This is a genomic window from Proteus sp. CA142267 (assembly GCF_003336825.1).
Lineage (GTDB): Bacteria > Pseudomonadota > Gammaproteobacteria > Enterobacterales > Enterobacteriaceae > Proteus > Proteus terrae.
Window position 1 is genome coordinate 64,703 of the sequence record NZ_QPMG01000008.1, and the last position, 13,909, is coordinate 78,611.

The 13,909-nt window shown below is 38.7% G+C and carries 11 protein-coding genes; 9 read left to right on the forward strand and 2 right to left on the reverse strand.

Annotated features, from left to right (window positions below):
- The first annotated feature begins 79 nt into the window (after positions 1-79).
- On the forward strand, positions 80-3,460 hold the full coding sequence (gene mscK / locus C0T34_RS13420; RefSeq protein WP_231039478.1) for a mechanosensitive channel MscK: 3,381 nt from the start codon (positions 80-82) through the stop codon (positions 3,458-3,460).
- On the opposite strand, the gene rsmS is transcribed toward mscK, so the two are convergent.
- Both rsmS and C0T34_RS13430 read right to left on the reverse strand, forming a co-directional pair.
- Positions 3,461-3,625, reverse strand: a complete 165-nt coding sequence (rsmS, locus tag C0T34_RS13425) for a pleiotropic regulatory protein RsmS (RefSeq protein WP_098941092.1) — start codon at positions 3,623-3,625, stop codon at positions 3,461-3,463. It abuts the gene before it with no gap.
- 11 nt (positions 3,626-3,636) lie between these two features.
- Positions 3,637-4,179, reverse strand: a complete 543-nt coding sequence (locus tag C0T34_RS13430; RefSeq protein WP_098941091.1) for a primosomal replication protein — start codon at positions 4,177-4,179, stop codon at positions 3,637-3,639.
- Between the two features lie 137 nt (positions 4,180-4,316).
- Between C0T34_RS13430 and apt the strand changes: the two genes are divergently transcribed.
- The 8 genes from apt to C0T34_RS13470 all read left to right on the forward strand — a co-directional run bounded on the left by apt (position 4,317) and on the right by C0T34_RS13470 (position 13,745).
- Complete coding sequence (apt, locus tag C0T34_RS13435) at positions 4,317-4,868, forward strand: adenine phosphoribosyltransferase (protein ID WP_036911661.1); 552 nt, start codon at positions 4,317-4,319, stop codon at positions 4,866-4,868.
- 253 nt (positions 4,869-5,121) lie between these two features.
- Positions 5,122-7,095, forward strand: a complete 1,974-nt coding sequence (dnaX, locus tag C0T34_RS13440; protein WP_109850303.1) for a DNA polymerase III subunit gamma/tau — start codon at positions 5,122-5,124, stop codon at positions 7,093-7,095.
- Positions 7,096-7,149: 54 nt separating this feature from the next.
- Complete coding sequence (locus tag C0T34_RS13445; RefSeq protein ID WP_023580840.1) at positions 7,150-7,479, forward strand: YbaB/EbfC family nucleoid-associated protein; 330 nt, start codon at positions 7,150-7,152, stop codon at positions 7,477-7,479.
- Positions 7,479-8,084 carry a recombination mediator RecR gene (gene recR, locus C0T34_RS13450; protein ID WP_069368552.1) on the forward strand — a complete coding sequence of 202 codons (606 nt, stop codon included), beginning with the start codon at positions 7,479-7,481 and terminating at the stop codon, positions 8,082-8,084. Before C0T34_RS13445 ends, recR begins: the two co-directional genes overlap by 1 nt.
- Before the next feature lie 245 nt (positions 8,085-8,329).
- Complete coding sequence (locus tag C0T34_RS13455) at positions 8,330-8,998, forward strand: VWA domain-containing protein (protein WP_226892329.1); 669 nt, start codon at positions 8,330-8,332, stop codon at positions 8,996-8,998.
- Positions 8,998-9,753, forward strand: a complete 756-nt coding sequence (locus tag C0T34_RS13460; RefSeq protein ID WP_098941087.1) for a PP2C family serine/threonine-protein phosphatase — start codon at positions 8,998-9,000, stop codon at positions 9,751-9,753. Before C0T34_RS13455 ends, C0T34_RS13460 begins: the two co-directional genes overlap by 1 nt.
- Entirely contained in the window at positions 9,747-11,222 is a 1,476-nt protein-coding gene (locus C0T34_RS13465; protein WP_109850304.1) for a DNA-binding protein, read from the forward strand. Before C0T34_RS13460 ends, C0T34_RS13465 begins: the two co-directional genes overlap by 7 nt.
- Before the next feature lie 15 nt (positions 11,223-11,237).
- The gene (locus C0T34_RS13470) at positions 11,238-13,745 is read left to right on the forward strand and encodes an energy transducer TonB (protein ID WP_109850305.1); all 2,508 of its coding nucleotides are present in this window, start codon (positions 11,238-11,240) and stop codon (positions 13,743-13,745) included.
- Positions 13,746-13,909 lie beyond the last annotated feature (164 nt).

A 13,909-nucleotide genomic window follows, 5' to 3' on the forward strand; every position in this document is an offset into this window, starting at 1 on the left:
ACAGTTTTTCAATATTAATTGAACAAGTTGCTTAACTATGCGTACTCAAACTTTTTTTTCTCAGTTTAATAATCGAATAATGACGACTATATTCGTCACGGTTATTATGTTTATTTTTTGGAGTTTCTCCATCACCTCAGTTTTAGCTGCGGTACCTAGTAATTTACCTACTCAAGAAAGCATCCAAAACCAGCTTAATTTATTAAACAAACGTAGTGAGTTAAGTGCAGAAGATAAATTAACGATTGCTGACTTTGAACAATCGCTCTTATTACTTGATAACATTCAACAGTTAGAAAAAAAATTAGCAAGTTATGACAAAACTGTAGAGCAATTACCTGAAAAACTGCGTAATGCACAAAATCAACTTAATCAGTTAAAACAGAAAGCCGCTAATAAAGAAGCAGAAGACTATCAAAAGTCACTAAAAGCATTACCATTAGCAACATTAGAGTCACAATTAGAGACTGTCTTACAATCATTACAAAAAGCGCAAGACGATTTAGCAAATTACAGCAATGAACTTATTGTGTTACAAACACAACCAGAAAGGGCGCAATCTGTTTTATTTAATAATTCAGAAAGACTGCAACAAATAAGAACATTATTGAATAAAAGCAGTGCAGATAAAGCGCAAATGCGACCTTCAGCAGTACAATTATTACAATTAGAGCAATATTACCTTCAACAACAGAATAATTATCAAAAACGTACTTTACAATCTAATGTGCAGTTGCAAAGTTTATTACAACTTCAGCGTGATTATAGCTCTGCTTACATCGATCTTTCTCAAGAATATGCTCAACTCATTCAAGAAGAGATCAGTGATAAACGTTTAGATAGTTCAGAAGAAACAGCGAAAGAGGCACAAAGTGCAGGGCTTGAAAATCAGGTCATTAATAATAATCCTTTCTATTTGGCACAAACAGAAATCAATAAACATCTTAGTGATAAGTTGATTGTTACAACTCAAAATAATAATGAGTTAAACCGCCATAGCCTAATGGTCAAAAATCGTTTAGACAGAGCTATTCAATCTGAGCGAAATTTAAAAGAACAAATTGATGTGCTTAAAGGAAGCTTATTGCTTTCTCGTATTTTATTTGAAGAGCAGGTCGATTTACCTGATGGTATTTTCATTAATAATCTGCCGGATAAAATTGCAGACTTACGTTTAGAGCAGTTTGAAATAAACAAACAACGCGATCAGATAATACAGCCAAGTATTTATATTGATCAGTTGATGCATGAATATCAAGTTGCTTATCCTGAAGTGACAGATCCCAATGCACAAAAAGAGCTACGTAGCGCATTAGAATTACTTGTTGATGCTCGACGTGAATTACTTGATAAGCTCAATAATCAATTGGGTAATCAAATCTCGGGTTCGATTAACCTACAAATGGATCAACAGCAATTACGCAGTGTGGTGAGTTCACTTGAAAATACATTGGCTCAGCAAATTTTCTGGGTAAGCAGTAATAAGCCAATTAATCTCAATTGGTTCTCAACATTTCCTGCTCAGGCGGTTGCTGAGTTTCAAGGTTTTAAACTTAATTGGTCAAATGAAAATCTGCTGATCGGGGCTAAGAAATCACTTCCTGTTCTTATTGTGCTCGTTTTGTTCGGCTTAATACTGATTTGGCAACGTAAGAAACTTGATATCCAGTTTGAAAAACTCAATGGGGATATTAATAAACTCAATAAAGATTCCCAGTTACATACCCCTCTCGCACTGGGAATTGTCTTTCTAAAAACACTACCTCTATCTTGTTTCGTCTTAGCAATAGGATATTGGCTAATCAATAGCTTTAATGTGCAACAAGAATTTATCTGGTCTTTCACTTGGCAATTTGCAGTATTTTGGCTGATGTTTGAGTGGTCTTATCGCTTAATGTCTGACGATGGTGTTGCTGTAAAACATTTTAAAATTCCAATGGAACGAGTCCAACAAAACCGTAAACGTTTATTGCGACTCTCTCTTCCTATGTTGCCTATTATTTTGCTTTCTGCTTATGGGATTAATAATCCATTATTGCTGGTGGGCGATGTTATTGGGCAGTTGATTGCAATTATTTCACTATTTGGTATTAGCTTATGCGCACTGCCATTTTGCCGTGAAATGTGGCAAGAGAAAGGCAATCATGTTGTTAGAACCGTAGTAATTACCTTATTAACGTTTTCTCCTTTAATTTTAATGGGGCTGGTTATTTTTGGTTATTACTATACGGCGTTACGTTTGGCAAATCGTTGGATCGATAGTTTATATCTGCTTATGTTGTGGTTTATTGCTTACCACGCCAGTTTACGCGGATTAACCGTTGCCGCTAGAAGGCTTGCTTATCGCCGAGCTCTTGAACGTAGACAAGCTATGTTAAAAGAGAAAAAAGAAGGTGAAGATAACAGCCTTGAACCTATTCAAGAGCCACCAATGGATATGGATCAAATCAATCAGCAATCATTAAGACTAACAACGATGATCTTATTTATCATCTTTGCTTTTAGTTTCTATGGAATTTGGTCTGATTTTATTACTGTATTTACCTATTTAGATGGAATAACGCTCTGGAGTTACAATTTACCAACAGAATTAGGTAATGTTGTTAAGGCAGTTACTGTTGCTGATCTATTATTGTCTGTTTCTATTATGGCAATTTCTTGGTTTATGACGAGAAACTTACCGGGGCTATTAGAAGTATTAATTTTATCTCGTATAAAACTGCAACAAGGTGCTTCTTACGCAATCACAACTATTTTGACCTACATTATTATTGCTATCGGAACCATCGTATCACTGGGAATATTAGGCGTAGCATGGGAAAAATTGCAATGGTTAGCCGCAGCTTTAACGGTTGGTTTAGGGTTTGGTTTACAAGAGATATTTGCAAACTTTGTGTCTGGCTTAATTATCTTGTTCGAAAGACCTGTCAGAATTGGTGATACCGTTACTATTGGTACTTATTCCGGTACAGTTAGCCGAATTCGTATTAGGGCAACCACAGTGACTGACTTTGATCGCAAAGAAGTGATTATTCCAAATAAAGCGTTTGTAACCGAACGGCTTATTAACTGGACATTATCTGATACGGTGACTCGTATTATTATTCAAGTGGGCGTTGCTTATGGATCTGACCTTGATAAGGTCAAAGAGATCTTAATGAAAGCCGCTAAAGATAATGTCAGAGTGATGACTGAACCAGAACCAGTGGTGCTATTTACTGAATTTGGAGCAAGTACCCTAAATCATGATTTGCGTTTTTATGTCAGAACATTAGGTGATAGAAGTATTGCAATAGATGAGGTTAACCGTGCTATTGATAAGCTATGTAATGAAAATAATATCAATATCGCGTTTAACCAACTTGATGTCTACTTGCATAATAAACAAGGTGATGAAGTACAAGAGATAAAACGTCCTCTGGATGGCTCAACACCTGAAGCCAATACGCCTTTCGCTTAATTAAAGAGATGAACGGGTAGATTGTGTCGCCAATTTTTTTTCATAATCTTGGCGCACAATCTCAAGCGCTTCTAGTGCTGTTTTAGGATCAATATGGTGGCTTTCAAGTAAATAGATAAGATCGACTGCCAATTGAACAGACTCAGGTGCTTCTTTTAAACTCATTGTCACTCCTTTTAAAATTTATCTTCTTGTTTCTCAATGCTCTTTTCGATAGAAAACAGGGCGTTTTTGCAACGCGCAAGGCGATTTTCAAGCGCAGCAATCTCTTTTTGTAACTCTTGTTGCTTTATAAAGCTTTGTGCTTGCGTTAATGAAAGTTCTCTATCTTGGATCATGGATTGTAATCGACGTTCATAATCCTGATGTTGGGCAAGCTTTTGGTATAAATCGACACTTTTTTTTCGTTGAGTAAGCTGGTTCTCTTGCTTTCTTAGTGTTTGTGTCGATAATTCACGAGTTAATGCTTCAATTTGTTGTAGGATTTGTGTGGCCAGAAATTTAACCTGCTGGCTTCGTTGTGCCTCAACACAAGCGATTAACTGGGTAAAATTATCGCGGATCTGTTGCATATAGCCACCAAGGGAATCACTTCGGCGGTGGAACAGTGCTGTGTCGAAGCAAGGTGCTGCAATTTTTTTGTTTGCAATAGGCGCCACTGTTTCGGCAAGATTGTCTATCTGTTTTTTAAACAAGCTTAAAGGATCGGGTTTATTCATCTGGTTCTTGTCCCTGTTTTGATAAAAACATGAATTGACTTAAAGCAACAAAAAAGAGTTGTTAACTGGCTTTCTGTTGCATTTTAACGGCATATTGCATAGATTCTATCGTTTCGTTTTTTATTATGGCACTGATTATGACTGCTAACGCGCAACAACTGCAATTTATTAAAGACAGTATTGAAACCATTCCTGATTATCCAAAAGAAGGGATATTATTCCGTGATATCACTACGTTATTGGATAATCCTGCTGCATATCAGGCAACCATTGATTTATTGGTAGAGCACTATCAAGGTCAGGGTATCACTAAAGTTGTGGGTACCGAAGCGCGTGGCTTCTTATTTGGTGCTCCTGTTGCCTTACGCCTAGGTGTTGGTTTTGTTCCTGTTCGTAAAAAAGGTAAATTGCCTCGCGAAACGCTCAGTGAAACTTATGATCTGGAATACGGCACAGATACTTTAGAGATCCACAAAGATAGCATTACGGATCAAGACAAAGTGTTAATGGTTGATGATTTACTGGCAACGGGGGGCACTATTGAAGCAACTGCTCGTCTTATCCGCCGTTTAGGTGGTACTGTGACAGAAGCCGCTTTCATTATCTGCTTACCTGATTTAGGCGGTATCGAACGCTTAGAAAAACAAGGTGTTCACAGCTTTACACTGGTTGATTTTCCAGGACATTAATATCTTCACTGTTTAGAGAAGGGCTTATGAGCTCTTATCGTAAACACAAGTAAAAGTGCGGGTGTTTATATATCGTTTATAAGTTTTTCTATTTTTATAAATGTATATTGCCCGCACAATTGTTACTTTTTATTTTATCTTCAATTTCTGCTGGTTCTTTCATCAATATCTCATTTGTTTCTTACAAATCTCGCTCAATAGGTCGTCCCTGTGTTAGCATAGAGATAAATCTTGTTCAAATTTAGCGGAATCAATGAGCTATCAGGTACTAGCCCGTAAGTGGCGCCCACAAACTTTTAACGATGTTGTTGGTCAACGTCATGTGTTGACGGCTTTAGCTAATGGTCTTGATCATCAGCGACTTCATCACGCCTATCTTTTTTCTGGCACAAGAGGTGTTGGAAAAACCACTATTGCCCGATTATTTGCCAAAGGGCTTAATTGTGAAACTGGCATTACGAGTAAACCTTGTGGTCAATGTGCAAATTGTCTTGAAATAGAACAAGGGCGTTTTGTCGATTTAATTGAAATCGATGCCGCATCTCGTACTAAGGTAGAAGACACCCGTGAATTGCTTGATAATGTGCAATATGCGCCTGCTCGTGGACGTTTTAAGGTCTACCTAATCGACGAAGTTCACATGCTTTCTCGTCACAGTTTTAATGCGCTATTAAAAACATTAGAAGAACCGCCAGAGCACGTTAAATTCTTATTGGCGACGACCGATCCACAAAAATTACCTGTCACGATTTTATCGCGTTGCTTACAATTTCATCTGCGTGCATTAGATATTGACCAGATTGCGACACAACTCGAAAAAGTGCTTGCAGCCGAGCATATTGAAAATGATGTAAGAGCGCGTCAACTTATTGCGCGTGCCGCTGATGGCAGTATGCGAGATGCATTAAGCTTAACAGACCAAGCTATTGCAAGTGGCGAAGGTGTTGTCAGTGCGGAAGTGGTTAGTCAAATGCTCGGCACGATTGATGATACTCAGCCTTTAGCATTGATTGAAGCGCTGGTAAAAGCCGATGGCCAACAGGTTATGTCGCTGGTTAATGAAGTTGCTTCAAGAGGTACTGACTGGGAAAATTTCTTGGTTGAAACACTCTCATTACTGCATCAAATTGCAATGTTGCAATTATTGCCTAGTGAAGAAAATCCTCAAGAGCAATTTACTCAAGAACGCTTACGTTTATTGGCTAAATCTGTTTCTCCACAAGATTTACAACTCTATTATCAAACCTTATTAGTAGGGCGAAAAGAGCTAGCTTATGCACCAGATAGACGTATGGGCGTTGAAATGACGCTGCTACGTGCGCTTGCTTTTCATCCTAAAACAGTGATTGACGAAATACCTTCTGCGCCATTAGCACAAACGTTACCTTCGGCATCACTGCCTGTGAATAGAATGTCTGAACATTATGCTCCACAAGCGGCGCAAACGCATTCGTCTCAAATGGCTCACCAACCTTCTTCACCAATAGAAAATAGTGCTTCATTAGGCAATAGTCCCGCAGCACAACTTTTAAGAGCAAGGCAGGCAATAAAGGGGACTGAACAACAAACTCCGCCAAAAAAGTCTGAACCGGCTACGCCTAATCGGGCTAAGCCGGCTGCTAGTGCATTAGAGCGGCTAGCAGCCGTGAGTGAAAAACGCCAGCAAGTTGCTAAGCGTCAGACTAATGCGCCTGAAAAGAAGAAAAAAGAAGAGTACCAGTGGCGTCCACAAAACCCTGAATTAATGTCAACGCAAGAGGTTGTTTCTTCACCAAAAGAGATCAAAGAAGTTCTCGAATATGAAAAAACGCCTGAATTAGCAGCAAAAATTGCTAAAGAGTCGCAAGAAAGAGATGTTTGGGCCGCTGAAATTGACAAAATGCCGTTACCTAAATTAGTACAACAACTGGCATTAAATGCGTATAAAGAGACAGTAAGTGAAGAAAACGTTATTTTGCATTTACGAACTAAACAGAAACATTTAAATTCAGCAAATGCGTTACGCACGCTCACTAATGCGTTAAGTGAATTGCATGGAAAAGCAATTTCACTCACAATTATAGAAGATGATGATCCTGCGGTAAAAACACCGTTGGAGTGGCGACAAGCCATTTATGATGAAAAATTGGCGTTATCGCGTCAATCGATTATTACGGATAAAACGATTCAAACATTACAGCAATATTTTGATGCTGAACTGGATGAAGAGAGTATCCGACCTGTTTAATCGCAACATGTTGTATGACTTCATACTGTGTGGCTTTTACAAAGAGAGACAATTATGTTCGGAAAAGGTGGTTTGGGTAATCTGATGAAGCAAGCCCAACAAATGCAAGAAAAAATGCAACAAATGCAAGAAGAGATCGCAAACTTAGAAGTGACCGGTGAATCTGGCGCTGGCTTAGTTAAGATCACTATCAATGGTGCTCATAATTGCCGTCGCGTTGAAATCGATCCTAGCCTGCTAGAAGATGACAAAGAGATGCTGGAAGATCTAATTGCTGCTGCCTTTAATGATGCTGCGCGTCGTATTGATGAAACACAAAAAGAGAGAATGGCCTCTGTTTCTAATGGTATGCAATTACCACCAGGCTTTAAGATGCCATTCTAATGCAAACCAGCCCACTTCTTGAATCATTAATGGAAGCGTTGCGTTGTTTACCCGGTGTCGGGCCTAAATCAGCGCAACGAATGGCATTCCAACTGCTTCAACGTGATAGAAGCGGTGGTATGCGACTTGCACAAGCACTCACGCGTGCAATGTCTGAAATTGGTCATTGTTGTGATTGCCGAACCTTTACTGAAGAAGAGCGTTGCACCATCTGTGCCAATGTTCGTCGTCAGCAAAATGGGCAAATTTGTGTTGTCGAAAGTCCTGCGGATATTCATGCTATCGAGCAGACAGGGCAGTTTGCGGGTCGATACTTTGTTTTAATGGGGCATTTATCCCCTTTAGATGGTATTGGGCCTATGGATATTGGTTTAGATAGACTTGAAGAACGCTTAAGCCAAGAGACTATTTCAGAAGTGATCTTGGCTACAAACCCGACCGTTGAAGGTGAAGCTACAGCCAATTACATTGCTGAAATTTGTGCTCAGTATGATATTGCGGCTAGCCGAATTGCTCATGGAGTACCCGTGGGCGGTGAGCTTGAAATGGTCGATGGTACAACGCTTTCGCACTCTATCGCTGGACGCCAAAAAATCCACTATTAACATCATAAATAATTTATTAAAAAGCACCTTTTTACTTTATGTAATGAGGTGTTTTTTTTTCATCTAAAAGCTCGAAAAGTATCTCAGATTTAGCCAAAAACTAGCTTAATGAGCTTTAAGGCAAGATTTTTATTAGATATATCTTTATCTTCAATTCATTGCTTTTTTCTTTCTGATGAATTTCTTGTCTTTATGTTACATTAATCATTATCATGAAAAATAATAACTGAATGATGGAGCATCTTATGATCCCTGACGTAGCCTTGGTTGATAATAGTGAACAAAGAACCCCACTGATCTTAGTATTAGATAGCTCTGGTAGTATGTATGGACAGCCTATTCAACAACTAAATGAAGGCCTTAAGCTACTAGAACAAGAACTAAAAAATGACGTTATTGCGGCAAAACGTGTGCGTATTTTAGTGATTGAATATGGTGGATATGACCAATGTACAGTTCATGGTGATTGGAAAGATGCAATGGACTTTACGGCACCTGTTTTAGAAGCAAATGGTACAACGCCTATGGGGCAAGCCATTACGCTAGCGCTTGAAGAGATTGAAGCTGAAAAACAGCGCTTTAAACAAGCAGGTGTTGCTTATACTCGTCCTTGGTTGTTTTTAATGTCTGATGGTATTCCTACAGATCAATGGGAACAGGCTGCACAGCTTTGTCGCCAAGCCGAAGAAAGTCAAAAAACAGCGGTATTTCCTATAATGGTTGATGGTGCATCAGCGGAAGTCATGGGGAGCTTTAGCCGTAATGGTGTTAATGGTGTGAAAATGCTTAAAGGACTGCAATTTAAAGAATTGTTCTTATGGCTAAGTGCCAGTATGCAGGTGGTTTCTCAATCTACACCGGGTGGCACTGCACAATTACCTTCAACTGATTCTTGGGCGAGTGTACCTGTTTGATGAATGATTGGTTAGCTTATGGGGCATCTGCGACAGGCATAGCCCATCAAGAACGTCAAATTCCCTGTCAGGATGCTTATTTTATTCGTCGCAAAGGTGAATATCTTATTGCTGCGGTTTGTGATGGAGCTGGCTCTTCTCGCTATAGTGAACAAGGTGCTCAGCTTGTTGCTCGGTTATTTACGCTACGAATTACAGAGTGGCCAAATATTGATTTGTTAACCGAAAAACAGATAACACAAGGGGCTAAGCAACTTATTGAAGATATTCGCCTCCAGCTCGCCGAATATGCAGAAATAAAACAGTGTGCGCTTAATGAATATGCATCAACACTGGTTGCATGTTGGGTTGGTGATGATAGTGGCTATTTGTTCCATTTGGGTGATGGTATTGCTGTGGTGGAATACTGCGATGATACAAGTTATGTATCACAGCCAGAAAACGGAGAATATGCGAATCAAACTTGGTTTGTGACATCAGAAAATTGGGAAGCACACTTGCGCGTTATTCCCCTAAATAAACCAGTAAAACAAGTTATTCTGATGTCTGATGGTGTACAGCCTTTTGCTATGAATAAAGCGTGTGATGCCCTTTATGAACCGTTTATTACCCCCGTGATCCGTTATTTAAAAACAGTTTCAGAAGATAGCGGAAGTGAGGCGTTAGCAGGGACTTTAGCTGATCCTCGAACACATTCAATCACAGGTGATGATAAAACCTTAGTTATTTGCATCAGGGATGAAGAGTTGTGGTAAAAGCGAGAAAAAAAGGGATAGCTCAGCCAGTATCTACGCAACTACAAGATGAAAACGGCAAGATTTATCAAATAGGTAATTTGATAAAAAGCGGTGGTGCAGGTAGCGTTAGCCATATTAATAACGCGCCTTTCCAAGTTTCAAAAGTTTATCATGACAAAATTGATAAAGCCTATTATCTGAAAAAGATCACGGCGATGCAGAAATTAGAACCTGCATTAAAGCCGGTCTCTGTTAACGATACTCCTATTATCCAACTCGCATGGCCCCAAGCTCGTTTATACAATAGCCAAAAGCAATTTGTTGGCTTTGTTATGCCTGAACTTGATGTCAAAAATACTATTGAGTTGGAATACATTCTTCAAGAACGCCAAGCCAAAGCTCATGGGTTACCTACGGGAATGGGGGCGAAAGTTAGTCTCGCATATAACCTTTGTTCATTGATTGATGCTTTACACCAACAAGGGCATCGCATTATTGATATGAAACCGCTGAATTTGCGGTTTTATAAATCAAGTTTGTATATGTCTCTTCTAGATTGTGATGGATTTAGTATTCAAGGTGAGAATACACGTTATCCCGCAGGACAATTTACCGTCGAATATTTAGCGCCAGAATTTCAAGCCAAGCAAACTATTCCTGAAGCAGAGGAAGAGTGGCAAGACCGATTTGCCTTAGCGGTAATTATTTTCCAATTGCTTAATTTTGGTATTCATCCTTTTAGTGGTCGCCCTAAAAACGACACTGTACCTACGGATATTCCAAGGCGTATTGCTGGGCGTTTTTACGGTTATGGTGTAAAAGCGCATAATTTAATTACACCTAGTGTGGCGAGTGGACATAAACAATTACCCGATACATTAAGAACACTCTTTGATAAAGCGTTTTCTGGTGCGCCTTCATTAAGACCAAGCGCCAAAACATGGGCTACGGCGCTTTATGAATATGCACAACCTGAAAAGCAGCAAATGTTGGTTTGTCAGAAAGATAAAAACCACCAGCATTTTGCGGGTAAAGCCTGTGCTGCATGTGCAAGACAAGCTCAATTACAACAAGTTGCAACGACTCAAAAACAAAATGAAACGCAACGAGAGCAGGTAGGTCAAACCAGAGTACAAAATGCTACTGTTAGACAAGCGACAAGACGCACAGCTCCGCCTAAACCGCGACAGCCTCCTGCGATTTTTATTGCTATAAAACAAGCAATAAGCAAAGTTCCTAGGGTTATTTTACATACCGCAATTGCCATGTTGGTTCCTGTGATATTTGGATTATTGCTGATGAGTTTTATTCCGCAGGGTATAAGTAGTGGGTTAGGCTCCAATTGGGTATCGGATTTAATCAAAGCGGATTATATTGAACAAATACTAATAACAATGTTGAGTGTGGTGTTTTTAATGGTTTCAGCCATTATCTTGTTAGTTATTTTTGTTTTCCCTTCAATGCATATTTTGAAAAGAAAGCCATAGTTTAGGGAAAATAATATGAAAAAAAGAATAAAGCTGATCCTCATTATTATTGGCGTTATAACGTTACTGTTCCCTTTTTGGTTGCCAGCCTTCCTAGTTTCAACCTTTAGCTTGATTGATGGTTTTAATAGTAAAATTCTCCCCGCATCAGTTCGCTTTGATGAGCGTAATTTCTTACTGGGATTATGGCTAGGCTCTCTCATTATGACGATTGTTATGTTATTGCAATCGTGGAGAGCTAAAAATATTTACTATTTATTTGGCGGAGGGCTAGTGCTTTTAATGGCGCTAGGTGTGTCATTTTCGGTGATCCCAAAGAATGAATTAGAAGATCGTCGTCGTTTTGTTTTACAAAATATCGAACAATCTGAATGGCAAAATTTTCATTATTTTGTTGTTAATAGTGAAGATGATATTCGTAAAATTATTCGGTCTAATCAAGCTAAAGCATTGGCATCTATTAACGCTATTGAAAAAGCACGAATAGCTTTACCGGGATTAGATTATTTTAGTGATGATGTGGCTGCTGCGACAAAAGCGAAAGAAGCTTATTTAATTCATACAAAAGGAACACCAGAACGTGCGGACGCTTTAAAAACACTCAATTTTTATGGCGACTGGCTATTAAATCAACCTGAGATTATGGTTGCTCAGGCATTAGCTTCCCTTTCAAATAGTCATGATGCTCAATTAACGCAATCAGGTATTAATGTTATTGCTGTTGCCCCCTTATCACCTGAGGCATGGCAAGTTTTAGCATTGACTTATATTGCTCATCGCTCTCCCGATGCTCAGATTGAAAAAGCGATGTTAGCTTTAATGGTGGCTGATACGTTGAAACAGGCTAAGCAAGGGCATAATGATATTTCAGTACAACAATTGTTGAAAAAAGCAATTTCAGAGCTTACTGAAAATCAGCGCCAGATTTATCAAATATTGCAAGCGCGTGTTATCGAAGATCGTTTTTATCGACAAAACAGTACACCACCAGAAGAAGTCACTAAGCTTGCTAATCAGCGATTACCAGTGAGTAATGCAATTAATAATGATTTAACCACTTATCTTGAAATGCAATCAATGATGGGAAAAGAGTATCCCGGAGAAGTGATTGTTGAATCACCTAATGAAGTGAAAAACTTAACTGAGATCCGTTATCCAACCATCAGAAGATATATCCCTAGCGCAGAAGTTATTTTATCCGTTGATGTTGATCCTCAAGGGCGTATTTCAGGGCTTTGGGTGCAAAACAGTAGTGGTGTTGATGCTTTCGATGATCAAGCTGTGAGTGCTGCTCGTCATTGGCGTTTTATGCCAAATAAAGACGGATATCGCCAACGTGTAACAGTGCGTTTTGAAAGCACTCGCCTTGGTTGGAAAGAGTATGCTGTTAAGCTGCAATCAACATTGATAAAACTGGTTAAAGCTTACGCAAGACAAGAAGCTAAAGGGATAATACTTACCGAAAATGATTATTCAGAATTGAAAAAACAAGCGCCAGAATTAAACGATGAAAGAGAAGTAACTCGCTCTAGCTATGATCCTTATGCTTCTTATTACCCTAGATTATCGCAAAAACAGCAAGAAAAGCGTGCAACGTTACAAGCAATCTTAAAAGAGTTGCAGACATTGCCTAATGGCGAGAATAATCATGAAAATTGGGATAACAGTATTCGCTTTTTAAATGAAAAACTCGTTATGAATCAAGATAATGATGATGTTGTTAGAATGGTTGCGCGTTTTGAGTTGCAGTATTACAACGTGGGAACTAACAACTTAGCTAGATCACCTAATATTTATCCGCAAGATAAAGAATATTGGCAAACTTTATTATTGAAAGCGCGTACTCATTTTGAACAAGCTATTGCATTAGATCCTGAGCGTGAAGATATTTGGTTAGGTTGGGGAATAACATGGCTTGATGAAGATCCAGAAATTGCCGCAGGTGCATTTGCGAAAGCTGCACAGCAAAAATCGAAAGAGAGTATTAGTTCTTTAATGCAAATGCTAGAAATGAGAATGGTGATAAATACACTTGAGGGGGCTCGTTTAGAGCGCTATCAAACCTTACGAGCAAGAATGGATATGCGTTATTTACCTGAAGGTGTTGAAGTTAAGCCTTCTGATGATTATCTCAGTGATGACTTAACTCAAATTCAGTTAGCTCAACGTGCAATACCGGCATCAGATCCGAATAGCAAAGTTGTTCGTTCATCTTTGAATACCGATAAAATTGAGCAATCAAATCGGACATTTAGTATTGATTTCTCATCAGCGAATATCAAAGGCAGTAATCAGCCACTACCAAAAGTGAATGCACCTGATCCCGCACCTAAAACAGGAGATATGATCTTACAACTTGATGTTGATCCTCAAGGTGTTCCTACCGTGGTGTTATTGAAATCTAGTAGTGGAGATATGAGCATAGATAATGCTGTTATTGATGCAGCATATCAATGGCGTTTTAATGGTTCACCTACTCGAAAAGGTAATGTACTTTTGATATCAGTTCAATTTAGCCAATAATTACCATTCAATTAAATAATGTTATAAAAAACCTCCTTTTTTGTTAGAGAAAAGGAGGTTTTCTTCTATTTGGAAATTTTCTAACTTATTGAAAGTCATAAAATTGTTATCTAGATCACAAAAAAATCACCATTTAAAAATAACAGAACCACTTAACTGAGAAA